Origin of the sequence: Legionella steigerwaltii, from assembly GCF_001468065.1 — a bacterium.
GTDB classification, from domain to species: Bacteria; Pseudomonadota; Gammaproteobacteria; order Legionellales; family Legionellaceae; genus Legionella; species Legionella steigerwaltii.
Genome location: NZ_LNYZ01000013.1, coordinates 227272 through 253795, shown reverse-complemented (window position 1 = coordinate 253795; position 26524 = coordinate 227272). Strand labels below are relative to the sequence as shown.

Here is a 26524-nt window from a genome sequence, read left to right as displayed (position 1 = left end):
CGGATATACGTATGCAAATACTAAACTTTTCACTAGCTAATTACTTGCAAAAACGGATGAGTCCATATACGTAGCCTGGGTGAAGGCGCAAGCCGTAACCCGGGATCAAAAGGTCATCGATGCTCTGAATCCCGGGTTACGCTGCGCTGCACCCAGGCTACGGTACGATTATTTTATAAGCGATGTTTAATTTGGTCATAAAGAGATGCTTCTAACCCAATATGGAAAAAACCATCAAATGCATGTAAGGGGATGTCCATTACTTGCGCAAACGTATGATAAACGGAGTTGCTGTTGATGGTCGCAGATAAAGGAATTTTGAATCCACATAAAGGATAATCAAGATCCAAGTCATTAATTGCTTTCACTGCATTCATTGACCTCAACCAGTGCTGCACGCAATCTTCTTTTTGATACACCGTACAGTAGTCATGAATAGGTAATGCAAAATTACCACGCTGTAAGCCATATTGAATGGCGAAAGAGGGATCATAGGTAATGCAGTATGCCCTTAAACTATGATCCCTACTGTATCCAATAGGTACAATGTATCCATTGCTTCTTGACGTAGCCAGGCCATGAATTTGTGCAATTACCGTATTCCGCTCCAGGTCTCTTAAAATCCAAAAATCATGCACAAACCGATCAAAATAAGGGATCGGTAAACGAAACATAGCGGCTTGAATGCAATATTCTGGCATAAAAATCTCCAGTTAGGCTTTGTCCCTGATTGAGTTCTTAATTCCCTTATTTTTCACATCTCTAGCACATAAAATAAGAGCTATTTTTTATTTTAGTACAGTCTTCTCTGAGTTTAAAAATCCAGCCTCATCTTTTTGATGATTTTGTTGAAATCTAATCGATTGCAATCAGTAAAAAGGAAAATAAATCTTAGTCTAATTTAAACAATAGTCAAAAATATAAAAAAGTTACAAAATGATATTATTTTGTACTATATCTTATATATATATGGTTTCTTGGAGCTTCTATGCCATTTGAACAAACACTAGCGAAAGTGACGCAACATATTAAAAGGAAAGAACCTGAGCAAGCGGTTCTTGTAATTCGGGACGAGCTTGGGAAAGGAGATTTAGCAGAAGGCTTGAAAAATATTTCTAATAAAGATCCTAAGCAAGCAAAAAGACTGACTAAAGAGTTATGGAAGGAACTAGTTGCTCAATATATTGTTGATGATCAGAGTCATAAGGCAGTTCGGTTAATTCAGGATACGCTTGGGAATGGAGATTTAGCACAAGGCTTGAAATATATTTCTGCTAAGGAACCTCAACGAGCAGGAGAACTGATTGAAGAGTTAAGAGCGGAATTGGCTTTTCAATTTATTGGTGATAATCCTACGGAAGCAATAAAACTGATTCAGACTCTAGATGCTGATGATTTAGAAAATGGAAAACTAGGGCTTTTTAAGAAGGAGCAATTGTTTGAAAAAGCAATAAGAGCAAATCAATTGGATGTTGCAAATGCAATTATTGAACGATATGCTCAGGTGGTGGAAACGTCAAAAATGCAAAACTCTCAGACAGGAAAATATTTAAAAGAGAGATTAAAACCATTACCTATAGATTATCCGCATACTGATACTTACGCATATGATATGAATATGGTTAGGTGCATAAAATTAGATACTTTGCCATTTTATAAAGACTTAATCGATAAGCAAAAAGGAGTATATTTAAAATCAATTCAGGAAGAAATAAAAGAATTTCGCATCATGGGCGTAGAAGAACTCCTAAAGGTAACACACGGTCCAGTAAAACAAAAACTTTCAAAGGCACTTAAATCGTATAAGGAGAATCTTTTTGCAGATGCGCTACTAAATCAAGAGATAGATAACGCCTTTGCTTCATTAGCTAAGGATAGGAAAGCCAAAGAATCAATTTCATATCAACAAGCATGGGCATCTTTAAAGACAGCAGCACAACTTGATGCTGCATGTCTTCAACTCCAACAGGCTAGTTGTTCTTTAACTAGTTTTAAAACAGATGTAGGCAACATTTTAAGTAATCCTTCTAATAATATTTTAAAGGAAAATCGAAGTTTTGCAGACAAAATGGCATCTATAGGTAATTTTGTGGCTCGATATACAGGTATAGGCTATGTTGTGGCTGCTACTCAGGGAAAATTCCGAGATTTTCATGATTTTAAGTGGACCCTATTTAACGAAAAAACGAAATTTGAGACACAGCATGAAAATATAGGCTCTCAGATTACTCCCAAGGCAGGTGGGTAACTTAAACTTCTTTGTCTGAAATCTTCAATTCTGTCCTGAAAATGGAACGTTTGTAATTAACGTAAAACGATTGCTCCAACTAAATCAGCTGATGGTATATTTCGGTGCGCTTTCGTTTTAAAAAGCCCATGATTTTTTAATGGTATTCCAACCTCAGTATCCTGATTCTGCTCGATGTTCCCCTCAGTTTCCGGGCTGTTATCGATGGCTAAACGGTTATCCCTTTCTGCGCTGTTATCCACTTCTGGGTTGCTTGCAATTTCTATGTCGATTTCTGAGTGAGTATCAAGTTCTAAAACGTTAGTCAGTTCTGAATCGTTGTCAGTTCCTGAACTATTATCGAATTCAGAGTCACTGTTTTTCTGAGTGCTTACTTTACTTTTCAATTGCTCACGTAAATAATCAGCAACTGCAGTTTGGCCTGTTGCAACAGCTTTATTAACAGCGATTCTTAGCGATTTTTTATCGGGTGCATTGGTTGGAAGTTCACATAAATAGCGAGTGGTCTCTGGTTTTTTATGTTTTATTGCTAATTTTAATGCCTCTTCAACCGTACGGCGATTGAGCGAATTCATTTCATTCGTACCTACGTATTCAATGACATTCAGGTTCCCAACTTTAACCGCAAGAAGAAATGCTTCTCTTATAGCCGAACTACTTGGAGGATTTTGTTGTGAGCGACATAGTGCAGTAAATGTTTCTAGCCCGTTATTTTTAACGGCCTCATGCAATGCGTCTTTTACACCATTTTGGGTTGGTTTATTTTTGGTAGTCATGGAGCTAAAAAATTCTACCGGTGCTCGCTGTCCTGCTTTTGCTGCAGCTATAAGTCCTTGATTTATTAAAGGTTGGTTTGGCGGATTCGATGAATTGCATAAATAGCGAATGACCCCCATATGCCCTTTGACGCTCGCTTGTGTTAATCCTTCCCCAAGGGGTGCTGGGGGTAATTTTTCAGGTAACTCATGAAGGCATTGAACCATGGGTAAATTTCCTACTTGGCAGGCTTTTACAAATAAGCTCTGAATGACCTGCGCTCGAGGAGTATTCGTTGGTACATGGCAAAGCGCTTTCATTGCATCCAGCTGCATGGCATCTGCTGCTTGGTTCAATGCTTTTTCGATGGAAGTACGAGAGGGGGCATGTTGTTCTGAATGAGCAATAAGTAGGGCGATATCCCAGTGTCCTAGTTCAATCGCTGCATGAAACAGCTTATTAATTCCTGATTGATTTGGCAGATTATCTGAAGAATTATAGAAAAACTGAATAACATTCAGTTGATTATTGGTAATGGCCGCATTAAGAATGCTAATTAGTTTAGTTGGGGATGGTTCATAATCATAAGTGTTTAAAAGATACTTTATAATTTTTAGTTGGCCATGCTCTGCTGCCCGGAAAATGATTTTTTCAAGCTCATCTTGGGTCAACTGCGCTTTGTTATTTCGACATAGGTGATCTACAGCGCTCCATTGATTTGCTCTTGCTGCAGTTCTTATCGCTTTGTTAAATGCTTCTGGGGCAATTTGATCTTCCAATAGCGTGATTAAACCAAGATTGGCATGTTGCGCCGCTTTAGTGAAAATTGTTTTACCTTCATATTCTTTTTCCACCCAATTAAGCCGTTGCACGGGTGGGCTTTCTAATTGTTTAATTATCTGATTTCTGATGGATTCATTATCGATGACAGCAAAAATTTCAACCAAAATGCGTTCATACTCGCTAACTTCATCAGCAATCACTGGAGGCAAAGACAGCGCATCGATGAATGCATTTAAATCAAAATGGTCTCCATGACAAAGGAAAGCAACTTCTGCAGTTTTTGCTTGCAGAGCATATTTATTGTTGAGATTGAACTTTGCTTGTGGTTTGATTAAATCAAATACTGTAAGTTTCCGAGTTGCATCAAGCCAGGTATCTTCAATGAGGTTATAGTTGTGGCTAGTAAATGTAGATTCACTGGCTTGAGCGATAATGCACGCATTGAGTTGTTGTTTTATTGCTCCACTTTTTTGGTCAATGATTTTCCCGCAATCTGGGTATTTTCTTAACTGACGTATTAATTTCTCGTCTTCCAACAGCATTGGGTGGAGTGCCAAGTTATCAAGAATTGCCTCAAATACGAGTTGGGTTAGAGGATTTTTTTGCTTGGATAACATCAAAAATAATGCCATCAATTGGAAAATAATTTCGGGGTCGGCAGTATATCCTATCGTGATGTGTTGAATAAATCGTGTCACATTTTCTTCATTGACATGGTCAAAAAGTTTAGGTTTATAAGGCAATAGATAAAACACAGCACCATCATTATTGGATAGGAGTTGTTGTGCGGTTTCATCATCGATTAAATGAGCTAGGTACTCTAAAGTTTGAGGGGAGTATTCTCGAGCAACACTATTAATAATTGCAGACAATTCACGTTCAATAATTGGGGGAGAATTCAAGGTACGGCTCAAAACGTGTAACCATTTTAAATTTTTTTCTTCTACGGAAGTAATTGCTGCTAGGAGGAATGATTTGCCAAAGAGTTTGTGTAACGCCAAAAAATTGCTTGGTTTTAAAGAAAATTGTAATGGGGGAACGATTTGAGGGATATTTTGTAATTCGCTCTTACTTTGAGTTCCATCAAGTGCATACTGCTGAAATGCTTCCTCATCACTACGTATTTGTTTCGCTGCTTCTACGAGAAGCTTGGTTTCAGGAAAGTGATTGAGTAGCGCATATAAGTGAAAAATTTCATTCTCTTCTGAGTACAAAGTAAATAAGTAATATTTAAGGAAATCATGAAGTAAGTAAGTTTGCAGAATTTTTTCCGTGCTGACGTCGCGCTGTAAAAGCCAAAGTATTAATGCAGCGAACAATTCAGTGTCACTAACCCATTCTCTACATAATCCAATGATTCCCAAGGGATTTTTTTGATTGGATAATTGTTCACTTAAATGGACTAAATGATTTTTAATTCGTTTAATTTCTTCATTACGTTTTTGCTCATGTAACTCAAGTGCCACTCGTTTTTGAATTTCAGGATGATTTTTAAATAACGCCTCATTGTCTTGATAAAAAGAAAGAGTGTTATCTCTATCTTCTTGTAATAAAGCGAAAAATAACTCATTCCATTTAGCGCCTAAATACGGTGTTTCCAGTTGCGATTTAGATAACAAATATTTGAATGTAATTAAAAATAAAGAATTTTTTGCATCTTCAGCAAATTTTTGTTTGCAAAACTTAAGATAATCCATAAACAGATTATGTTGTTCCAATGCGTCGATGAGATCACTTGCGTCTTGGCTACTGAATTTGGCAAGACGTATATCAGCCAAAAGCTTTCGGTTTTTTATCTTTGCTTGTGTTCGCTCTGATTCGAGAAGATCTAGGGACAGGAAGGGATTGGAAAGAGGTCGCGATTCCTCTTTGCCATGAAGCCAGTTAAATAGCTCACTAATGATCATCTTTTGGTTCGAGAGGGTAAAGTTGACATAAGATGTACTATAAATGACCTTTAGTCAAGCTATAATTTGAACTCCAAGGGCTTAATTTAATCTCAGTGATATTTAAATAAAACTACTTCTTAAAAAATATATAAGTTGATAAAAAATAAATCGAAATAAAATAAGTAAAGGGGTTCAAACTGAAGGGCTAACGAATCTAGGGTAAAAAAGATTAAGTCTGACTAATGGGCATAATCAGACTTATATGCAGACTAATACGAGGAGAGTAACCACATCCTTGTGGTATAGCGTCTTCCATGATGCTATAAATTCCCTTTAAGACATCCATTGTCATTCCTCGTTGAATTAAGCATAGCAAAATGTTCTAAATTATCATCGCTTTTTTATCTCATATTCGTGTAAGAAATTTCTCAAACTACAACAACACAATGAGAGCTTTTATATACGTAAACGTTTGCGTGCCCGTGAGCGTGTCCGAAAAGGCAATATCTCTGGTTACGAATCGTGTCTATACTCACGAGTTTTTCCGGGCACGCTCACGTTCACATAAATGAGTGCATTCCTATGTCATATTAACTGCAGAAAAACATAAGGAACGTTGAGACGAAAATCACCAGTCATAAAATCCAGCTCCGCTTGACCATTGAATACTGAAACATAGAGTGATGCACTTACCGTAATAACAATAGGTGTTTCCGCCACCACCGGAAATTGGGTGGGCCTGTACCCTACTACATCAGTTTCATCAAGCGCGATGGTGTTTGCTGCACCAAGTGAATCGCCCCAAGACGAAGAAACCTCAGAATCAAATATATCCGTAGATGAGGAGTCTTCAACGTTGCCTTGATGCAAAGTCATCGAACCATTAATACTGGATGATGAGCTTCCTCCATCGCACGTGGAATTGGTCAAAAGAGTGCTTGTACCATTCATCGTTAAAAAGGAGGTTGCATCCAAACGTCCACTGCGTGGAGGTGACCATACAAAGAGCCAGTCAACATAAACTAAATCACCAGTAATAGGTCCTCCAAGATACCCCCCAGATGAAACAAATGCTTTAGTGAAGGCAAGATTATTATTGGCTCCAATAGAGGTTGTTCCTTCATCCGAAAGCAAAATTTCTGCGGCAGTATCCAAAGTGAGGACAATGGACTGCTCTGTTGGCATCAACTTGTGAGATGATATTTGCTGCCAACGCTGCAAACGCGCTTTGTTTTTTAGCTCATTTTGTCTGTTATTTAACGATGATTGTGACAAAATCGTTTGTTTTTGCTTTGCAATAAATCTCATTACTGACTCGGCATCCTTTTTTTGTCGCTGAATTAATTCTTCTGGATCCATGCCGGCAGCATGGATTGCTTTTTCAAATAAATTGTGTTTGAACTCCTTAGCTGCTCTTTGTCGAGCAAACATGAATCGGTCACATTCTTCTTGCTGTTTTGCCAGAGCAGTTCGCTGTTTGGTAACGTTTTGGATGACTGTTTGTACGGCATTCTGCTCTTCATTTTGAATTTTAGTAGGCGTTAACATATGAAATCCTTATCAATTATCAAATTGAGGTGAGTCTAATGACGAGCCTAACTCCATTGCTCAATTGTGGCGAACGGTACAAATACTTTCAGGCTTCCCCAGGAGTTACTCCAAAAAATATCACCATCAGTTCCATCGCCGTCAGAATAACCCCATATCCACAAGTTATATAAACGGTCACTCGTTGCTTGAAAATAAAGTGTACTTTGTGCAACGGGGAATAATTCGTCATCGTCTGAGTTTGAGTGATCTTCAGACCAACCTGTTCCATCACTCCATAGTTGAAATCGTGGATCTTGTTCAATACGGACATCGTTTCCATTAAAATCAAAACTGATGATCCGAATTGCAAGAAAACCATCACTATGTGCTGTGGGACCCAAATTGGACCAATCGTGCCATGCAAAACTGTATTTTATAAAGGGTGAAAAACGAACCCAGGTACTCTCGGCAATCGGTCTGAAAAATATCCCTACACCGGAAGCGCCTAATGCGGTACCGCCACTAAAAACACTATAGTCTGCTATAAAGCGACCATCTGCTTTTGATGCTTCTGCTTGGCCTCCCGTATTATCATGAACTAAAGAATCAAAGGTCCAATCAAAATCATAAGGAGGAGCGGTCACAATGAGTAATGAGCCACTCTTTATTTTGGGTTTTATTTTAGGATAAGTTGGTAAAACCAATTTAGTCTTGGAGTGTTCAGATAGTTTTCTTAATTCCCTAAGACTTTTTTGAGCCTCTTTATCCTCATAAATGAGCTTCGCTAAAGGATTAAAAATGGTGGTGTAGTGCTTTAATTTTTCTGCATTAATCGATTCACGTAATTCCATTTTCTTTTTGAACTCGTGCTCTATATAATCCATGCCTTTTAAAGCAATATTTTGTGAAAAGGGTTTGCCATTTATAGCAACAATACGCTGGCGTACATCATCATGATTTCTATCGTCCATGGCTTCTCTCCTTGAACTGACAACTCCTTCCCAGGAGTCAAATTTCCTCCTCTTTCGTATTATAAAAATCAATCAGTTTGTTTAATATTTTGCTATTAAGTATAGCATATTTTTTCATTCACGGCCGAGCAGCCAAGAGGGTGAAAGACTTTAAAGTCTTAAATTTTTTTCCATTTTTTCCAATTCCAATTGATCTAAAGGAAAATCAATTGTCCAAGGTTCTATTGGCTGTGGTAAGACGGTTTCTATACAGTATGTTTCTAAAGTTTCGGCGGAAATATGATCAATACCGAATTCGTTAACAAGCATTTGATAACCTTCTTCAAAACCAGTTACAATTTTTTGAGTGTACTCATCCCCCTCATTTTTTGAAAATTTCAATTGTTTTGATTGGACATCCCAAACTAATGATTTACGACCATGTTCCGTAATGATTCCAATTACGGTTTTAGAATCGCGTATTGTAATTAAAGCAGGATGTCGTTCCAGTTTGAGCAAATTCATTGCTGCTTTTTCTTGGCTTATGGGGCATAAATCAGTCTGCATTAAGCGAAGCCATCCCTGTCTTGTTTTTTTCTCGAGCACATAAGTGTCATCAATAGAATAAAACTTGAATTCATCTTCATTTTGAGCAATCGACTCATCTTTTCCTGTAATGAGTATTGGAAATCGGGGGGCGGAAGAACCAAGTCCGGGATCTAAGAGAAATTTTTGATCATCAATTTGCACCGTTACTATGAGATGCGTCGGAGGAAGTTGAAGTACTTCTGGTGCATTGACATTCGCTCCCAAAAGAACGCGTGCAGCACAAAATGAAACCGTATATCCTAGCTGTGATAGGGCATCAAATAGTAAGCCAGCCGTTTGCATACAATATCCACCATGCTCTGCAGTAAGTAAGTTCTTATAACTAAAGAAAGATAAAGAGTTTCTTTGGATAGGATGCTGTCTGGAAATTTTTCTCAATTCAAAATTCGTATATGGAAAAGTCTTAACATGAGCAAAATAGATGGTTTTTAAAAAATTAATTCTCTCCTCATGTGCGGCACCGGTGGGTATAGGATCAACTTTTATTGTTTGCAGATAATGCTTTAAGTTTATTTTCATAATAAAGATCCAGCGCTATTGTTATTAATTTTTCTGTTTCATTCCAGCAGCGTAACAAAGTACAGCAAAGAAATCTTCTTTTTGACAAATAGTGTATCCCTCATCCGCCCTTACGGGCACCTTCTCCCTTGTAGGGAGAAGGGATCTCTTCGGTACAAACCGGGTAGACTGGTAACACTTTAAACCGGGATGATAGGTAACACTTTCTTAGGAGAAAAAGGTGTTACCGATGATATGGCAGAATACACAAGCGGAAACTGAGAAATTAAAATTTATTGGTGATTGGCTAAAAAAAGAATTTGACTTCACAGACTTGTGTAAACGATATGGAATTAGTCGTAAAACAGGTTATAAACTGATAAATCGTTATCAAGAAGAGGGAGAGCATGCATTAAAGCGAAGATCTCACGCTCGTCATCACCATCCGAATGTCACCTCTTACGACAAGCAGAGCCGCCTAATTGCCCTTAAGCATCGTTATCCTAAATGGGGCCCTGTAAAGTTAAGAGATTGGTTGTTACTCAATGAGCCCCAGGAAGAATGGCCTGCAGCCAGTACAATAGGAGATATTTTAAAAAAAACCGGATTGGTTAAACCGCGAAAATATAGAAAAAAAGTAGCCGCTCACACAGAACCTTTTTCTGAATGTGAAGCTCCTAATCATATTTGGAGTGCTGATTTTAAAGGACAATTTAGAGTAGGGAAACCGTATTGTTATCCACTGACGATAACAGACAATTACAGTCGATTTTTATTGGTATGTGACGGCTTACCTGGGCCGCGACTCAAGGAAACAATGGAAGGCTTTAAAAAAGCATTTATTGAATATGGTTTGCCTGACGCAATTAGAACAGATAATGGCCAACCTTTTGCAGGCCTAGGTATTGGTGCTTTGACTTCTTTATCCATTTGGTGGTTGAAACTAGGGATTATGCCTGAGCGTATTGAGCTGGGCCATCCAGAACAAAATGGGCGGCACGAACGAATGCACCGAACTCTAAAAGAAGCAGTGGCCTCGCCACCTAAAGCAGATTTTAAAGAACAACAAAAAAGTTTTGATGCATTTAGAAATGAATATAATCATGAGCGACCTCATCAAGCGTTAAAGGGTAAAAGACCCGCAGATGTTTATCATGCTTCTCAAAGAACCTATTTTGATAGCATGCCCGAGGTTTCTTATCCGTCTCATTTCGAAATTAGAAAAGTTAGAACTAATGGTGAGATTAAATGCTTTGGGAAAAAATATTATGTGTCTGAGTTGTTACAGGGGGAACCTGTGGGCTTGAATTGGATAGATAATGAGCGAGCCATTCTCTATTTTTCAAAATTAAAATTAGGTCTTGTTGATGCTAGAGTAGATAAAATTTTTAGACCCTAGCATCTTAAATCTGTTACCTATCAGCCCGGTTTGAAATGTTACCTATCAAACCGGTTGCACAAAACAAACAAAATCAACGTAAATCCCCTCTCCCGCATGCGGGAGAGGGTTAGGGTGAGGGTATTAAATAGTTGTTTCCTCAGTTTACAGCCCGGATTAGCGCAGCGTAATCCGGGCTACAATAAAAAACCATTCAAAGAATTGAATTCAAACGCAAAGATTGTTTTATTTTCCAATAATCTTCCCATGGATCATTTTTTAATCTCTTTAATCGCGTGGGTAATGTTTTAATTGTAAATTCAGTATCCCGTTTCTCTTTACTTAACTCATCCCAATGAATAGGAACAGCAACAGGAGCATGAAGACGCGCTCTTGTAGAATAAGGACCAATTGCTGTAGCACCTCGTTGATTTCGTAAGAAATCGACAAATATTTTGCCTTTTCGTTTTGCTTTGCTCATCGTGCTCGTATATTTCTCAGGATTAACTTGCTCCATAAACCCCGCGAACACTTGAGTGAAATTTTTTACTTCATCCCAATGATATTCAGGTTCAATAGGTACCACTACATGCAACCCTTTACCTCCAGTTGTTTTAACAAACGAAGTTAATTTGAATTCATCAAGGTATTTCCTAATTTCAAAAGCGGCTTTCACCATTCCCTCCCAAGTTACAGATGGGCCCGGATCCAAGTCAAATACTATAAAGTCGGGTTTTTCTATATGGGTAATGAGACTTCCCCACGGATGAATTTCCAAAACATTCATTTGCACCAAACTGAAAAGCCCTTCTGTTGTATTTAAATAAACATAGGGTTCTTTTTCCTCTTTGCCTTCTTTAGCCTCTATGGAGACAGCTTTTAAAACTTTTGGTGTTGAATCAATATAATGACGTTGAAAAAAGCAATCATGCCAGTTTTCGGGACATCGTAGTAATGATAAAGGTCTATTACTTATAAACGGCATTATGTAATCACAAACATACTCGTAATAATGCAATAAATCCTTTTTTGTAATCGCGTCTTCGGGATAAAGCACTTTATCGGGATGTGATATTTTGAAGGAATGGGCTTTGGCATTTTTAGTTGCCTGTTTTTGCATTTTTTCGTCTTTCTTGTTCAACATAACTTTTTGCTCACGAAACACGTCTTTAGGTTTTTTATCCAAACGCAATCCTTTGAAACTGGGATGACGTAAATGACCTCGTTCGGTCCAATGGGTAAATTCTATTTCTGCCACTAATTGGGGTTGCACCCAAACTACTCCTTTAGAGTCTGGTATTTCTTGATTAAAAGGATTTTGCTTTGTTATAAGCTTCTGCAATCGAGAGAAAATGTCCTTAAGCGATGACTCTGTAAAACCAGTCCCTACATTGCCTGTATAGTCCAGTTCTCCTTGCTCATTATAAACTCCTAAATACAAAGCGCGGAAATATTTACGAGAGCCCGTTGGCACTGAGTAGCCACAAATAACAAATTCTTGTCGCATTAAGCATTTGATCTTAAGCCATCTTTTACTACGCCCTGATATATAAGGGCTATCGATTTGTTTGGAAATGATTCCTTCAAGCCCAAGCTCGCATGCGCGATGAAAAAGAAAACCACCCTCGCCGATAATATGATCACTGAAACGAAGTGTTTTATCTTGTCCTTCTAATAAATTTTTTAAAATAGCCTTACGTTTTAATAAAGGCAATGTCCTTAAATCAAATTGATCGAAATATAAAATATCAAACAGATAATAAATAAACGGAGCCTTAGTATTTGATTTAATTGTATTTTGTAATAATTGAAAATCAGATTTCCCATGTTCATCAAGTAAAACGACTTCTCCATCGAATATGACTTGAGGCAAAGCCAATTCTTGAAGTGCATCGACTACAGAGGATAAATCATTAGTCCAATCTTTGTTATTACGTGATTTTAAGCGGATATGTTCATTATGAATCAACGCCATAATTCGATACCCATCAAATTTTATTTCGTGGGCCCAATCTGAGCCCTCCGGAGCTTTATCTACCAGCGTAGCCAATTGAGGGGCAACAAAACCGGGAAATGAGCTGACACTTAAATGATTAGCAAGTTCTGGTGGTTGTTTATTTTTCAGTTTTTTTTTACGTTATTTTTTTTATTCAATTTGTTGATCCGACTATATTGCGCCCCTATTTCATCAATGGAAAGATTCGTCAGCACACTATCCGGCTCTTCTTCAGTCACATCATACTCCTCCAGTTTTCGAGCAAATTTATCTTTAAATTTAATTAAAAACCAATGCTCTTCATCTTTAAAACGCACCAAATCCCAGCGTCCTTTTAATTTTTTGGCCTCTAATTCAAAGCGTAAGTGTCCTGATTGATATGCTTTTTCAGGATCAGTATCAAGAGGTTTCCAGATGCCTTGATCCCATAACATCACATTGCCTGCACCATATTGGCCTTTAGGTATTATTCCTTCAAAATATCCGTACTCAATAGGATGGTCTTCTACATGCATTGCGAGCCGTTTTACAGAAGGATCAAAACATGGGCCCTTAGGAACAGCCCAACTGAGTAAAACCCCATTTAACTCAAGACGAAAATCATAATGAAGATGACTTGCTGCATGTTTTTGAATCACAAATAAATAATCCTTTGCAGAAGAAACCACACCACTGGGCTCAGGAGTTTTATTAAAATTCCTTTTTTTACGATAAGGCTCGATACCCATGCGCCGCTCCTCTCACACACTGATTATTTTAAGTTTAAGAAAAATACTTAGAATTTCCACTCAACTTCCTTTAGACAGGCTCTATCCCTATATGGCGTTTAAAAATGGTCTACTCTTTAATAAGAAATGTAATTAAAGGATGAAGAAATGCCTCGATCATTTTGGAAAGGCGAGATATCTTTTGGCCTAGTTTCTATACCGGTTTCTTTGTATTCCACTGAGGAGCAAGATGAGCTCAAATTTCATTTGCTTGATAAAAAAACGAAATCAAGAGTTCATTATCAACGAGTTAGCGAAAAAACCGGTAAGGAAGTTCCTTGGGATCAAATAGTAAAAGGATTTGAATTTGAAAAAGATCGCTACATCGTTGTTGATGAAAAAAAGTTTGAAAAAGCCAGTCCCGATTTATTTAAAGCAATTAACATTGAAGAATTTGTTGATTTTCAGGAAATTGACAGCCTTTATTTAATAAAGCCTTATTACCTCATTCCAGAAAGTAAAAATAAAAAAGCTTATGTTTTATTAAGGGAATCGTTAAAAAAGACAAATAAAGCAGGCGTTGCTAAAGTCATTATCCGCACAAAAGAATCTATTTGTTTAATTCTCCCTCATCAACATGCCCTACTTTTGTACTTAATTCATTTTAAAGATGAGATACGCGAAGAAAAAGAAATGGATGTTCCCCAAGAAGAATTTAAAACTTATAAGATTTCTCAATCGGAAATAAAAATGGCGGTTACTTTAATCGATGAAATGACTACTAAATGGGAGCCAGAAAAATATCATAATGAATACCGTGAGACATTGAAAAAATGGCTCGATCAACAAATAGCCAAACAACCAGTTATCAAAGAAGAGGAGGCTTCAGAAATTGCTGAAGAAAGTTCTGCAGATGTAGTTGATTTTATTGCTCTTTTGAAAGAGAGCATGAAAAAGAAAAAAACCACCGAAAAAACGAATAAGAAAAAGAGCTCGTAAATCGGAAATAATCTAACGGCTCCCCTTGTCAAATGAAGTCGCTTCGTGCAAAGATAATTCTTGAAACACTTTGAGAAATAATTGTAACGTTTTAGCCATAATCTCGGAGGTATTTATGATGAAGCGACTATTCAGGTTTGATAAACCTGTACGACAAACTAGCCCCACATTTAAAACTTCTCTATCTCCAACAGTGCCCTCAGCAAAAAAAATGACACCAGTGATTACGCCCCCCAAAAAAGAAACGACTCCCGCTTCTTTTGCGAAAGGACCTAGTTCTCATTTTTTTAAAAAATTAAAAACCGAAGAACGCGTACAATTTGCAGATAAAAAAAGACATCGTTTTGATTATAAAGACAATTACAGTGCTGCACTCAAATTGCCTCGTTCAAATTTTTTCTTAGCAACACAACATCATGATCAAAATGCGCTTCTTACTCTATCAAAAGAAAATATTATTGAACACGCTAATCGACGTGTTGATTTATTTTTTTATACCTTAATTGCTTATTACAAAACAGGGATCGTGCCGACATACGGTCATACCTCATTGCAACATGGGAAAGGACGTACAACACGAAAAAATATAAGCATTTCTGAGGCATGTCATAGTAGTCTGACCCCCTCGTTACTTGATAAAACCATTTTTCAAAATAGCAAAACGGGGGAAAAACATAAGAGTTTATTATCTGATACTCATTTTATGGACAGTCTAAACTCAACTGTTGAGTTACCTCCATTTGTTAATGATCTGGATGACCTATTAGAAAACTCATGCAGAGAGCAATGCATGAGCATCCTTCGTGCTGTTTCACTAGGAATAACCAATCCAATTACTGGATTAGCTCAGTTTCTCCAAATAATGAATACAACTCTAAAAAAACTGAAAGAAGATGCCGAAAATAAAAGCCAATCTGATTCATCTCATTCGATTAACCCAAATCTGATTGATCTTGTTATCAAAGGTACCTTGTCAACAACTTTTTCATCGCAAACACAAACCGCAACGGATGCTTACATTCAATTGTTACTTAGAATGACACCTGCAGAAAAAGCATTATGTAAGGACAAATTGAGTACAGAAGAAATGTACATGGAGAAAATTATGGAATTACAGGATGAAATTTTAAATTCAAAAAGCAAACTTCCATCGCCTTAAGCTAAGAATCTCAAAATATATACTCACCTAACCCTCTCCCGCGATTTAATACTCTATTTAATCAAAATCTCTTGTGCGGGCGAGGAGGTTTATAGTATTTCACCACCATCCCCTCTCCACTCTGGGGGAGAGAGGATAGTGAGGGGGAAATTGTCCCACATTTCTTCATTAATTTGACGGGTTGTCCGCGAAGTCAATGCTCACGCCCAGGAAAACCTTAACGGAAAAGAATATGAATTCTCTAGCTATGCCTTAAGGATTTAACTAGAATGGAATGATTTAGCTACTGATAAATAACAACTTTTTATGCAGGGGCCCATTCATGAAGATCCACACGGTTGTTGAAGAGCAGAGAAAGTTTGCAGCGGAGGGAAAAGCGAAAGCGATTGATTTTCGTAAACAGCAGCTTCAGAAATTAAAAACCATCCTCAAACAAAATGAACAACTCCTCTCTGAAGCACTTTATGCAGATATAAAAAAATCTCAATTTGAAACATATTTAACTGAGCTTGCCCTAATTTATCATGAACTTGATAAAGCAGTTAAATCCGTACATAAATGGGCTAAACCCAAAGCAACACGAACCGGACTGGTGAACCAACCAGGAAAAAGTTTCATCCTGCCAGAACCTTATGGCACAACGTTGATTATCGGAGCATGGAATTACCCTTATCAGCTCACGTTAATTCCTTTAATTGCAGCCATGGCAGCAGGCAATACCAGTATTATCAAGCCAAGTGAGTTGCCTCAGAATACGGCAGCCGCTCTAGCAAAAATAATCAATCAAAATTTTGATCCAGCTTATCTTTATGTTGTAGAAGGCGGCGTTGATGTCGCACAAGAGCTCCTTAACACACGTTTTGATAAAATATTTTTTACAGGCAGTACCACAGTAGGCAAAATTGTTGCTAAGGCTGCTGCGGAACACTTGACTCCTATCACCCTAGAATTGGGCGGCAAAAGCCCTTGCCTTGTTTTTGCTGATGCAGATCTAAAAATTTCAGCGCAGCGAATTGTATGGGGGAAGTTTTTAAATGCCGGACAGACCTGTATTGCACCTGATTATCTTTTGGTTGAGGAAAAGATTTATCAACCCTTGTTGGAAGAGCTTAAAAGCCAAATCAGCAAGGTTATTGGCCCTAATCCCCTTGAGAGCGAAAGCTATGTACGCATTATCGATCAAAAGCATCTACAACGTTTAAAAAAACTCATTGATCCGAATAAATTATTCACTGGTGGACAGGTCATTGATACAGAAAATTATATTGAGCCAACCATTCTTAAGGATGTCAGTTTTACAGATGAAATCATGAAAGAAGAGATTTTTGGGCCAATTTTACCCGTTATTCCTTTTACTGATCTAGATCCTGTCCTGCAAGAAATCAAATTACGTCCGCGACCGCTGTCCCTTTATATTTTTGGAAAAAATTCAAAAGTACAAACACGAATTTTACATGAGGTTTCTTTCGGAGGTGGGTGTATTAATGATGTGATCATGCATATTTGTGACTCACGCCTCCCATTTGGTGGTGTAGGGGAAAGCGGTATGGGCAGTTATCATGGTGAGGCAGGTTTTAAAACATTCAGTCACTTCAAAAGTATTTTAAAAAAACCTTTTTGGTTTGAACTACCTATTAAATACATGCCCTATACCCAATTGAAATTAAAAATAATTCGTGCGCTTTTAGGATAAATCAGTATACATAAAATCATAAGGATGCACCTGCTTATGGAATCGATTAAGAACTTAAATATTCGAAGGATTTTTTATTTATTATTTTCGATTTCTATATGCTCAACAAGTTTTGCAAATACACAAAATTTCGGCACCTTTTGGTTGACAGGAATCTTTATTGGCCCGTTTGTAAATGAATACAAACAATGGAAATATTATCTGGAACCAAGGTTGATCCTCATTGATGATCGCTATGGGCTGGATGAAGCGCATCTCTATTCTGGTGCTGGATATCAAATTACACCTAATTTTACACCCTATATTGGCTATGCCTATTTTTTATCAGAGAATACCCAAGGTGTTGTTGCACATGAAAATGTATTGTGGCAGCAATTTCTTTGGAAAATACATCACTCTAAATTCTTTAATATATCGAATCGCTCTCGACTTGAGGAACGCAAAAATACTTTATACGCTGAATGGGCAACACGTTTGCGGGAACAAATCGCTCTCAAAATTCCTTTTCAGAATACCAAATATTCACTTTCAACCTTCGATGAAGGATTCTTTAATTTCAATCATCCATCATGGGTAAGTGATAAATTTTTTGCAGAAAACCGTTTCTTTTTTGGTCTAGAACGACAACTTTCAAAAGCCGCATCATTTGATTTTGGCTACATAGAACAAACTAAGTTTCAAAGAAACAATCAAAATTTATTAACCCATGGCTTGTATCTGAAAATTACCGTCACTCAATAATTGTCCATACTTCATTGAACTCTTGACTACTTTAAATTAGGTATTTCCCAAGTTTTTGACTCTTTTTCTGCCATACGCAGCGCCCTTCTAGCAATAGCCTCTTGTAATTCAATGAAAAAAAGAGAGTGTTTATGAGAGGTATTGGGTTCTGATTCAAGTTGCTTACCCCATGACGCATCCAATTCGGGTTGAATCTTTAATTCAACATCCAACATCGAATCTAAAGCATGGGTGATTTCTTGATAGGCAATTAAAAATAGTCTGCATGCCTGTGCAAAACAGGGATTTTCTTCCAAAATCAATGCAGAGGAACTGAGAAAACCAGTAATCCGTTCGTCTTTATGATCTTTTTTATTTTGTAGTACGAGAAACAACAATTCTTTTAATAAAGGATAGAGCAATGAGTAATCTTTATCTTTCTTTCCATTTTGTCCATATTGATCCACTAAATTTTGCAACAGCTTAATGCATTCTTTACTCACAGACATTTTGGTGCTCCAAGTAAATAAACATTTATTTATTAAAGACCCTGGCAGCTCATTAAGCAAGAGAGGATCTGTAAACAGATCCTAATAAAACCCCACTTTAATGCATTTATTGAAAATATGAGTTGTTTATCTTGTACGTGTTGAATATTAGGTCTATAACTTTAAAAATAAAGAGAGCAACTTATGTCAGAAAAGAAACGTAATAAAATCAAAACCAATCATTCCAAGGAGCCCCCTACTTCAGCTTCATCTGCGGAAAATTCTTCCCTTATCTTAAGCATCATCAAATCATTACCAGGAAGCATTTATTGGAAAGACAAAAATGGAGTTTATTTAGGCGGTAATGATGCGATGCTGGAAATGACCGGGATGAAATCCATAATTGGAAAAACAGATTTTGAAATGCCTTGGGCTGCCTCTGCAGAAACAATTCGTAATAATGATTTAAGGGTAATGGCACTTAATTCTCCATTGGAGTTGGAAGAAATTGGGACCATAGCGACTGGAGAACAAGTGGTCGTATTAACCCGTAAAACGCCCCTACACGATGAAAAAGGCAATGTCGCGGGCATTATTGGCATATCATTAAATATAACCAATCGGAAAAAACAAGAGGCAGATCTCTGTTCAAGCCAAGAAAAAACACAATCCACCTTAGAAAACATTTTGGCCAATATGCCTGGGCACGTTTATTGGAAAGACAAAAACGGAGTGTATTTAGGATGCAATAACCTACAAGCTCAAAGTGCGGGGTTTCAATTTGGCTATGAAATCGTAGGAAAAACCGATTTTGATTTACCTTGGGGTAAGAATCAAGCCGAATTATTTCGCCAAAATGATCTTCATATCATGCAAACTGGTGAAACTGAAATTATTGAAGAAAAAGCGCTAGTAGCGGGTAAAGATGCCATTTTTTTAAGTCATAAATCGCCAATGCGCAATAGAAAAGGGGAAATTACCGGAGTATTAGGGATTTCCATTGACATCACCGACAGAAAAAAAATTGAAGCGGAGCTCAAGATTGCAAAAGAAAAAGCAGAAGCAGCCAGTCTGGCAAAAACAGAGTTTCTTGAGAATATGCGTCACGACATTCGCACACCACTCACCGGCATCGTTGGATTTGCAGACATCATCAAATCTGAAGCAGAAAATCCTCGTATTAAGGAATACTCGGAGAATCTGGTCGCATCAGGCCATGCCCTGCTTGATTTTATGGATGATGTACTTGAAGCGATTCATGTAAGTTCTGGTGAAATACCCAAAGTAAGGAAAAAATTTGTTTTACAAAAAATAGCGCAACATGTGATTGAGCTGAATAAAGCCAAAGCATCCTCTAAACGTCTGACTTTATCTCTGGAATTTGATCCCGATATTCCCAGATTCTTTATCGGAGATCCTATTCGCATCCATAGAATTTTACTGGAACTGATTTCTAATTCATTGAATTTTACAGATGTTGGGTTTGTGAAACTAACAGCCAAACTGGCGAAACGAGAAAACCGTGACGTGGTTATCAAATTTGTCGTGGAAGATAGTGGCATGGGAATTCCCCAAGACAAGCAACAGGAAATTTTTCTGCAATTCAAGCGCTTAACACCTTCGTATAAAGGAATTTATAAAGGAGCAGGTTTAGGCCTTGCTGTAATCAAACAGTTTATTGATGAATTAGATGGAGAAATATATGTCGAGAGTACTGTTGCCAAAGGAACAACGTTCACTTGTATCATTCCCTTAAAAACCGCACTTTTGGAAGACGAAACCGGCATTGATAAAGATTTTGGACTCAATATATCAAGTCTTGAACAAAACACTGCAACGAACATCCCTTCTCCAGACTCATCGATAAAATCATTCAAACATCGTATCTTGCTCGTTGAAGACAATACTGTGGCGCAAACCATAGCAAAAGCGATGTTGAATCAGTGCGCCTGCCAAGTCGATCTGGCGGTTGATGGACAATCTGCTTTACAACTTTGGAAGAAAAACAGGTACGATTTGATTTTTATGGATATTGGTTTACCTGATTTGGATGGTTATCAAGTAACTCACTACATTCGTGTACATGAAGTTGCCAAAAAATATCATACCCCTATCATCGCGCTTACCGCCCATGTGGGGGATGAAAACAAACAACGATGTATTGAATCAGGTATCAATGCCGTGATCAGTAAACCGCTAACTCAAGAAAAATGTTGTGATATTTTGAACTCGTTTATTCCTTCCATACAAAAAGAAAAAGGAATCCCCCCTATCCAAGGTGTTTTTGATTTACCTACAGCAGAAGAACAGCTTTTTGATCTTTCTAAATTCCCGCTGTTTGATGTTGAAGAAGGAATTAAAACTACGGGTACAGAAGATACACTCTATGACATACTTAACCTCATGATCAATCACTCTCTTGTGGAAGATATTGCTCTGCTAAAAAAAGCACATGATCAAGGCGACTGGGAACAAACCCAAAAACTGACACATAAAATTAAGGGAGGCGTAGTGTACGTTGGTGCCACTCGGATAAAAACAGCATGCCAATATCTTGAAAACTATTGGAAATCAGGACAACGTGATTTACTGGAACAATTGTATCAGCAAGTTCTTAGAGTAATTGATGAAACGACATCTGAAATTAAAAAATGGATCAAAGTTAAAACACCTCATTAATCCGATATTTTGTAGCCTGGGTGCAGCAAAGCGGAACCCGGGGTTTTCTGGAAATAAATGAATTCTTGATCCCGGGTTCCGCTTTGCTGCACCCAGGCTACGCCACTACGCCACCGATTCACTTATCTGAGCAATTTCTTGGAGCATACTCAAATTCTCTCCTGTTGTTTTCGCAGGATACTTCTTAAATCGGAGTGCAACCGGTCTTAAATAGTTTGGATAGTGAGGTTTTATTAAATATTCATAAGTAGCCGCCATCGCTTTGTTTCGACCACTGGGATAAACTTCGAAATCATATGCCTTTTCTGTCCACAGACACATCACAGAACATTCTTCAATCAAATAATCAAGACAAAGCCGAAATGCCCGTTCAGAGTCTACATCTTCTCTAGAAAATCGACTCAGATATCGTGTTAAAAAATCATCAATGTTGGCATGAATTGCATGACGAAACGATTCATTGGAAGCATATTCCTTTTGAACACGTACATGACTGTTAATGTAATTCTGACTGTTGTACCAATCATCCCAACGCATGATCTCAAAAGGGATGGTTAATTGATTGTAAGCCATTTCATTTCGCTTTAACCAATCATCACCTTCTTTGACAGCGAGTTGATGTAATTCATCCGAAGTCGCATGATTCATAATGCCCATTGTATGACGTTGCACACTATCATCAACAAGGATGGTACACTGTTGAAATGAGGCATTAATCAGTTTAATAACCGCTGCAAATTTTTCACCCTCATGAATGGATTGTCCAACACTAATTGGCATAAGGCATGAGGATTGAGGAAACAATTTTCTTTCCTCTACTGGGTTTTCTCTAAAGGAAGCTTTTACAATCCTGTTATCAACTAGACTCATCTTCCTAACCTCCTTTGCGTCGCTCACCACTATTTTTGCATAAAAAGAAGTCATATTTTATTTTATTAAAATCATCCTGTCCATTAATAAATCATTGCATCATCATTGTCATATTACTGTACGTTAACCCTCTATGATGCTATAAAATTCTTATGGCGCTTTAAATTAAGGTACTTTCTGATGAGCACTATTCAACGCTTTATCAAGGCCCAACAAGGCCAAGAAATGTATACTTCATTCCTGCAGGCTTATAATGAGCTCAAAGCAGGACGCAAACAAAGTCATTGGATATGGTATATCTTTCCTCAACTCAAACTGATTGGATTCAGTTCAACAGCCCAATATTTTGGGATTGTTGATTTCAAAGAAGCATGCGACTATTTGCAAAACGAAGAACTTTTTCAAAATTATTACGCGATCGCAAAACTAGTAGAACAACAAATAAAAAGAAAAATTCCTGTTGAGACTCTCATGAGTGGACAAATTGATGCCAAGAAACTGGTCTCAAGCCTGACCTTATTTCGAGCTTCGGCTTCATTTCTTTTGCATCAAGGGGATAACTCTCAGGATTTTGCCGCACTCGTAAATTGCTGTGATCAGATTCTTGTGGAGACTTCAAAACAAGGTTATGTTCCCTGCACGCTAACTCTTGAATTTTTAGCATCAGAAAAATGAATTATTAAATTTCATAACTTTTAGGGTCTGTTGTTCAAAGCAGTGTATGATTGCTCCCAAGTCAATAATTTACATATTGGGAATCTATAATGAGAAGGCTCGGCTGTATTTTTTTTCTATTCCTCAACCAAATCGCAAACGCGGATAATCTCACTCCAGTAGAAAAAAATATAACTCAATACACTACGACCAAATCTCAAGAGCAACTTTCCTTATTGGAGCAATTAGTTAATATCAACAGCGGCGCGACAAACCTTAAAGGAATTAATCAAGTAGGGAACATTCTACGCAAAAAATTTGATCAACTTGGCTTTAAAACCTATTGGGTTAATGAACCACCCGCGCTGCATCGAGCAGGAACCTTGATTGCGCAACACAGTGGAAATAAAGGCAAAAAACTACTTTTAATTGGACATCTGGATACTGTATTTCCTGCAAAAAGCCCGTTTCAACATTTTGAACATAAAGGTTCGGTTGCAACAGGTCCAGGAGTTATCGATGATAAAGGGGGTATAGTTGTTATTCTCTATGCATTAAAAGCGTTGCACGAAGCAAAAGCGCTAGATAATGCGAATATAACAGTTATCCTAACCGGTGATGAAGAAGATTCTGGGAAGCCTACCTCAATTTCAAGAAAGCCTTTAATTGATGCAGCAAAAAAATGTGATGTTGCCTTAGATTTTGAGTGGTCAATTACACCAGATACCGCAACCGTTGCGCGCAGAGGCATAGCCCACTGGACATTGGAAGCCCACGGCAATGAGGCACATTCATCAGAGATTTTTCAAAAAAAAGCAGGTTATGGTGCTGTTTTTGAGTTAACACGGATCTTAAATACGATGCGTACCCAGCTGAGTAAAGAACAATTTTTAACATTTAGTCCCGGACTAATTTTAGGTGGCACCACGATTAACAATAAAAATAACAGCCAAGGAGAGGCCTTTGGCAAAGGAAATGTCATTGCCAAAAGTGCCTTAGCAAACGGAGACTTACGCTTTATTACCGAAGATCAAAAAAATGACGCCGAGAAAAAAATAACCGACATTGTTGCCAATCATCTGCCTGGAACTACAGCCTCCATCAAATTCCAAGATGGGATTCCAAGCATGCCACCTACTGTCACTAATGAATCACTATTAAGACAATACAGCATGGTCAGTGAAAACCTAGGACAAGGAATGGTACTTCCTCTTGATCCAGGAATCAGAGGTGCAGGTGATATTTCCCATATTGCTTCCATAGTCAATGGGGCCTTGGCTGGTTTAGGTCCTGTAGGTACAGGGGCACATTCGGTGAGTGAAACGTTAGACATTCCTTCACTTACAACTCAAACTCAACGCGCAGCTTTATTGATTTATCGGTTAATCAATAAATCAAAATGAAGTGAATTTTGATGTGTTATTGACAAGGTATAAACGATTTAAGTGGTATATACTTATGTAAACTATGATCCATCTTCGAGAAACTTATGCAATCAAAAATAGATGAAGAAAAGAAAGCTGCAAAAGAACGATATGAAGAACTGTTAGCAGCATTGGCTGTGACGAATAAGGCACACCCCAACTTATTATTTGAAATTCAGCCTAATAAAATTTTTTTTGAAAAAATGTATGATAAAGGCAAGGTTACGCCACTACATGTTGATTTTGTATCTAAAAAATCGGGCGCCAAATTTTCGGTAGAGAATAAATTTTATCCCGATAGTTGGGTCATCAAAATACCAGAAAATGCAACCAAAGAAGAAATGAATTGTATAAGGGATGTGACTCTCGAAGCAATTGCTCATCCTACAAATGCAGCTCCTGGTTATACACCTAAACTTGTTGCGTTTTTCCCTGATAATACTCCAGAACAAGAAATCATTGAATTTGTTAAAGCAGCCGAAGAAAAAGGAATAGGAGTAAATTTATTCATTGGCAAAAGGGAAGAATTTGACAAAATAAGTGAGGCTCATGAAAAAAAGACAAAAGAGATTATTGCGTCAGGAAATCTCGATAAACTTCCAGGGTGGGATGGTTATATGAACAAAATTCAACGAAGTGATGGAGGAAAGAAAGGTGAGGAATTTCTAAGCAAATATCACTCTGAACCTACAAGCGCATTGAGTAATAATTAAAATTTATTATTCTCCCAATTTGAGTAGCTCTTAATATAGACACTATAATATGATCAAGAGCTTCCTTTTAATTCGGCAATCGTTCCCGCCAAAATGGGTAGATAGTTATTTAGCTTCCTTAAAATTCTAATTGCTATTTAAATTGAAGGATTTTTTTTAAACATTTTAATATACATTTTTATGGATTGGCTCAACTTGATTCCTTATATTCATCGCAGTTCTTACTTAAAATTACCCCCTAATTTTTATGAAGTGATCGCTCCAACTCCGATCGCAAATCCTTATTTCGTCAAATACAACCATGAATTAGCTGCTTTTCTTTGTGCTCCAGATTCCTTTTCCGCTCATGAAGAAGAGCTCTTATCTTTTTATGCGGGAAACTCTGTTCCCTCGCACCTTAAAAGTATTGCCTTAGCTTATGCAGGGCATCAATTCGGATACTATGTTCCTCTTTTAGGGGATGGTCGCGCTGTATTACTTGGCGAAATACGTAGTCACGATGGAGCACGATGGGATATTCAGCTCAAAGGTTCTGGAAAAACAATGTTTTCCCGGATGGGCGATGGTAGAGCACCGCTTTCTGCTGTATTAAGAGAATACCTAATCAGCGAAGCGATGTATGGGCTAAACATTCCAACCACCCGTTGTTTGGCCGCAATTGCAAGTAAAGAAACAATTTATCGACAAAATGGACCTGTCCCTTTAGGTGTATTAACTCGGGTTGCATCCAGTAGTTTACGAGTGGGTTCGTTTGAATATGCTGTGGCGCAAAAAGAGAACCACTTACTAAAATCTCTAGCGAATTATGCTCTTGAAAGACACTATCCTGAACTTTTATCCTGCGAAAGTCCTTATCTTGAATTATTTAAAAAGGTTGTGGACCGCCAGGCACATCTTATTGCTGAATGGATGGGTGTAGGTTTTATTCATGGAGTCATGAATACGGATAATATGACGATCTCCGGCGAAACGATTGATTATGGACCCTGTGCGTTTATGGATGAATTTGATTTTGGTACCGTATTTAGCTCCATTGATGTCGCTGGCCGTTATGCATTTGGAAATCAAGCCTCTATCGCTAAATGGAATTTAGCGCAGTTTGGTAAGACTTTATTGCCTTTATTTGAAGAAGACAAAGCACCACAACAATTGCAAGAAATTCTCGACTCATTTAACGCGCTTTTTTCTCAATACTGGAACAAAAAAATAAGAGAAAAATTAGGTTTGCCCGATGCAAATACGAACTCCACGGAACTTATTAAAAATTTCTTTGGATTATTACAAGAACATAAACCGGATTTTACAAATACCTTTCGTCTTATGAGTCAATCCATTGATTGTGGACGCTCTCAGAACGATTTAGTCAAAGCCTTAGGAAATCAGCCTTATAGTGAGCAGTGGGTTTCTGACTGGTTAAATTGCCTGAAACAACAAAACGTTGATCTCCTGACAATAAAAACTAAAATGAATCAGGTGAATCCCGCTTATATCCCAAGAAATCACTTAGTTGAAAATGCAATTAACGCATTTATTGAAGACAATGACAGTACCTTATTGGATGCTCTTTTGGCAGTATTAAAAAACCCTTTTCAGCAACAAAAAAATACCGAGAACTTACAGTGTTTGCCGTTGCCTCACGAACGAGTACATCAAACGTTTTGCGGAACATAAGTGGGGGACGGTCCGGGACGGACTCTGCTAATTATTAGTCAACTTGTTCAAACACATTGGTATCCGTCCCCATTGGTATACTTGCGTATGATTCAATAGATTGCCGGGCT

20 protein-coding genes are annotated in these 26524 nt (G+C 37.7%); 11 read left to right on the top strand and 9 right to left on the bottom strand.

The features are described from left to right. Positions 1 to 173: 173 nt before the first annotated feature. Entirely contained in the window at positions 174 to 701 is a 528-nt protein-coding gene (locus Lstg_RS08970; protein ID WP_058477327.1) for a hypothetical protein, read from the bottom strand. Between the two features lie 287 nt (positions 702 to 988). Here Lstg_RS08970 and Lstg_RS08965 point away from each other — a divergent pair, with 287 nt between their 5' ends. Then, positions 989 to 2248, top strand: a complete 1260-nt coding sequence (locus Lstg_RS08965) for a hypothetical protein (RefSeq protein ID WP_058477326.1) — start codon at positions 989 to 991, stop codon at positions 2246 to 2248. 56 nt (positions 2249 to 2304) lie between these two features. Here the strand turns inward: Lstg_RS08965 and Lstg_RS08960 are convergent, their stop codons facing one another. The 4 genes from Lstg_RS08960 to Lstg_RS08945 all read right to left on the bottom strand — a co-directional run bounded on the left by Lstg_RS08960 (position 2305) and on the right by Lstg_RS08945 (position 9284). Next, positions 2305 to 5694, bottom strand: a complete 3390-nt coding sequence (locus Lstg_RS08960; RefSeq protein ID WP_058477325.1) for an ankyrin repeat domain-containing protein — start codon at positions 5692 to 5694, stop codon at positions 2305 to 2307. A gap of 567 nt (positions 5695 to 6261) precedes the next feature. Continuing rightward, the gene (locus tag Lstg_RS08955; RefSeq protein ID WP_058477324.1) at positions 6262 to 7224 is read right to left on the bottom strand and encodes a hypothetical protein; all 963 of its coding nucleotides are present in this window, start codon (positions 7222 to 7224) and stop codon (positions 6262 to 6264) included. A 47-nt stretch (positions 7225 to 7271) separates the two neighbouring features. Continuing rightward, entirely contained in the window at positions 7272 to 8177 is a 906-nt protein-coding gene (locus Lstg_RS08950; RefSeq protein WP_058477323.1) for a hypothetical protein, read from the bottom strand. A gap of 150 nt (positions 8178 to 8327) precedes the next feature. Next, positions 8328 to 9284, bottom strand: a complete 957-nt coding sequence (locus Lstg_RS08945; RefSeq protein WP_058477322.1) for an arylamine N-acetyltransferase family protein — start codon at positions 9282 to 9284, stop codon at positions 8328 to 8330. A 229-nt stretch (positions 9285 to 9513) separates the two neighbouring features. Between Lstg_RS08945 and Lstg_RS08940 the strand changes: the two genes are divergently transcribed. Beyond that, entirely contained in the window at positions 9514 to 10662 is a 1149-nt protein-coding gene (locus tag Lstg_RS08940) for an integrase core domain-containing protein (RefSeq protein WP_058477321.1), read from the top strand. Positions 10663 to 10855: 193 nt separating this feature from the next. Here the strand turns inward: Lstg_RS08940 and ligD are convergent, their stop codons facing one another. Together ligD and Lstg_RS17880 are read right to left on the bottom strand one after the other, a co-directional pair. Then, a complete protein-coding gene (ligD, locus tag Lstg_RS08935; protein ID WP_238585402.1) occupies positions 10856 to 12691 on the bottom strand; it encodes a DNA ligase D in 1836 nt (611 codons plus the stop codon). 71 nt (positions 12692 to 12762) lie between these two features. Then, the gene (locus Lstg_RS17880; RefSeq protein WP_165481748.1) at positions 12763 to 13365 is read right to left on the bottom strand and encodes a DNA polymerase ligase N-terminal domain-containing protein; all 603 of its coding nucleotides are present in this window, start codon (positions 13363 to 13365) and stop codon (positions 12763 to 12765) included. Between the two features lie 147 nt (positions 13366 to 13512). Here Lstg_RS17880 and ku point away from each other — a divergent pair, with 147 nt between their 5' ends. From ku to Lstg_RS08915, 4 genes are all read left to right on the top strand, one after another. After that, complete coding sequence (gene ku / locus Lstg_RS08930) at positions 13513 to 14343, top strand: non-homologous end joining protein Ku (RefSeq protein ID WP_058477320.1); 831 nt, start codon at positions 13513 to 13515, stop codon at positions 14341 to 14343. 115 nt (positions 14344 to 14458) lie between these two features. Beyond that, complete coding sequence (locus Lstg_RS08925) at positions 14459 to 15502, top strand: hypothetical protein (protein WP_238585401.1); 1044 nt, start codon at positions 14459 to 14461, stop codon at positions 15500 to 15502. A gap of 322 nt (positions 15503 to 15824) precedes the next feature. Next, positions 15825 to 17195 (top strand): aldehyde dehydrogenase, encoded by a 1371-nt coding sequence (locus Lstg_RS08920; protein WP_058477319.1) that lies wholly within the window; start codon positions 15825 to 15827, stop codon positions 17193 to 17195. 36 nt (positions 17196 to 17231) lie between these two features. Next, complete coding sequence (locus tag Lstg_RS08915) at positions 17232 to 17936, top strand: DUF2490 domain-containing protein (protein WP_058477318.1); 705 nt, start codon at positions 17232 to 17234, stop codon at positions 17934 to 17936. A gap of 26 nt (positions 17937 to 17962) precedes the next feature. On the opposite strand, the gene Lstg_RS08910 is transcribed toward Lstg_RS08915, so the two are convergent. Further along, positions 17963 to 18424 carry a hypothetical protein gene (locus tag Lstg_RS08910; protein WP_058477317.1) on the bottom strand — a complete coding sequence of 154 codons (462 nt, stop codon included), beginning with the start codon at positions 18422 to 18424 and terminating at the stop codon, positions 17963 to 17965. 183 nt (positions 18425 to 18607) lie between these two features. Here Lstg_RS08910 and Lstg_RS08905 point away from each other — a divergent pair, with 183 nt between their 5' ends. After that, the gene (locus tag Lstg_RS08905) at positions 18608 to 21082 is read left to right on the top strand and encodes a PAS domain-containing sensor histidine kinase (protein ID WP_058477316.1); all 2475 of its coding nucleotides are present in this window, start codon (positions 18608 to 18610) and stop codon (positions 21080 to 21082) included. Positions 21083 to 21187: 105 nt separating this feature from the next. Here the strand turns inward: Lstg_RS08905 and Lstg_RS08900 are convergent, their stop codons facing one another. Then, the gene (locus Lstg_RS08900; RefSeq protein ID WP_058477315.1) at positions 21188 to 21952 is read right to left on the bottom strand and encodes a tRNA-dependent cyclodipeptide synthase; all 765 of its coding nucleotides are present in this window, start codon (positions 21950 to 21952) and stop codon (positions 21188 to 21190) included. A gap of 180 nt (positions 21953 to 22132) precedes the next feature. Between Lstg_RS08900 and Lstg_RS08895 the strand changes: the two genes are divergently transcribed. From Lstg_RS08895 to Lstg_RS08880, 4 genes are all read left to right on the top strand, one after another. Then, positions 22133 to 22627 (top strand): DUF1810 family protein, encoded by a 495-nt coding sequence (locus tag Lstg_RS08895; protein ID WP_058477314.1) that lies wholly within the window; start codon positions 22133 to 22135, stop codon positions 22625 to 22627. Positions 22628 to 22716: 89 nt separating this feature from the next. Continuing rightward, positions 22717 to 24009 carry a M20/M25/M40 family metallo-hydrolase gene (locus Lstg_RS08890; RefSeq protein ID WP_058477313.1) on the top strand — a complete coding sequence of 431 codons (1293 nt, stop codon included), beginning with the start codon at positions 22717 to 22719 and terminating at the stop codon, positions 24007 to 24009. A gap of 86 nt (positions 24010 to 24095) precedes the next feature. Next, entirely contained in the window at positions 24096 to 24743 is a 648-nt protein-coding gene (locus Lstg_RS08885; protein WP_058477312.1) for a hypothetical protein, read from the top strand. A 180-nt stretch (positions 24744 to 24923) separates the two neighbouring features. After that, positions 24924 to 26414, top strand: coding sequence for a protein adenylyltransferase SelO (locus tag Lstg_RS08880; RefSeq protein WP_058477311.1), 1491 nt, complete (start codon positions 24924 to 24926; stop codon positions 26412 to 26414). Positions 26415 to 26524: the final 110 nt, after the last annotated feature.

Bases quoted from the DNA above. Each gene is read 5' to 3' on its own strand.
- Lstg_RS08970 (WP_058477327.1), bottom strand. From the start codon at position 701: ATGCCAGAATATTGCATTCAAGCCGCTATGTTTCGTTTACCGATCCCT.
- Lstg_RS08965 (WP_058477326.1), top strand. From the start codon at position 989: ATGCCATTTGAACAAACACTAGCGAAAGTGACGCAACATATTAAAAGG.
- Lstg_RS08960 (WP_058477325.1), bottom strand. From the start codon at position 5,694: ATGATCATTAGTGAGCTATTTAACTGGCTTCATGGCAAAGAGGAATCG.
- Lstg_RS08955 (WP_058477324.1), bottom strand. From the start codon at position 7,224: ATGTTAACGCCTACTAAAATTCAAAATGAAGAGCAGAATGCCGTACAA.
- Lstg_RS08950 (WP_058477323.1), bottom strand. From the start codon at position 8,177: ATGGACGATAGAAATCATGATGATGTACGCCAGCGTATTGTTGCTATA.
- Lstg_RS08945 (WP_058477322.1), bottom strand. From the start codon at position 9,284: ATGAAAATAAACTTAAAGCATTATCTGCAAACAATAAAAGTTGATCCT.
- Lstg_RS08940 (WP_058477321.1), top strand. From the start codon at position 9,514: ATGATATGGCAGAATACACAAGCGGAAACTGAGAAATTAAAATTTATT.
- Lstg_RS17880 (WP_165481748.1), bottom strand. From the start codon at position 13,365: ATGGGTATCGAGCCTTATCGTAAAAAAAGGAATTTTAATAAAACTCCT.
- ku (WP_058477320.1), top strand. From the start codon at position 13,513: ATGCCTCGATCATTTTGGAAAGGCGAGATATCTTTTGGCCTAGTTTCT.
- Lstg_RS08925 (WP_238585401.1), top strand. From the start codon at position 14,459: ATGATGAAGCGACTATTCAGGTTTGATAAACCTGTACGACAAACTAGC.
- Lstg_RS08920 (WP_058477319.1), top strand. From the start codon at position 15,825: ATGAAGATCCACACGGTTGTTGAAGAGCAGAGAAAGTTTGCAGCGGAG.
- Lstg_RS08915 (WP_058477318.1), top strand. From the start codon at position 17,232: ATGGAATCGATTAAGAACTTAAATATTCGAAGGATTTTTTATTTATTA.
- Lstg_RS08910 (WP_058477317.1), bottom strand. From the start codon at position 18,424: ATGTCTGTGAGTAAAGAATGCATTAAGCTGTTGCAAAATTTAGTGGAT.
- Lstg_RS08905 (WP_058477316.1), top strand. From the start codon at position 18,608: ATGTCAGAAAAGAAACGTAATAAAATCAAAACCAATCATTCCAAGGAG.
- Lstg_RS08900 (WP_058477315.1), bottom strand. From the start codon at position 21,952: ATGAGTCTAGTTGATAACAGGATTGTAAAAGCTTCCTTTAGAGAAAAC.
- Lstg_RS08895 (WP_058477314.1), top strand. From the start codon at position 22,133: ATGAGCACTATTCAACGCTTTATCAAGGCCCAACAAGGCCAAGAAATG.
- Lstg_RS08890 (WP_058477313.1), top strand. From the start codon at position 22,717: ATGAGAAGGCTCGGCTGTATTTTTTTTCTATTCCTCAACCAAATCGCA.
- Lstg_RS08885 (WP_058477312.1), top strand. From the start codon at position 24,096: ATGCAATCAAAAATAGATGAAGAAAAGAAAGCTGCAAAAGAACGATAT.
- Lstg_RS08880 (WP_058477311.1), top strand. From the start codon at position 24,924: ATGGATTGGCTCAACTTGATTCCTTATATTCATCGCAGTTCTTACTTA.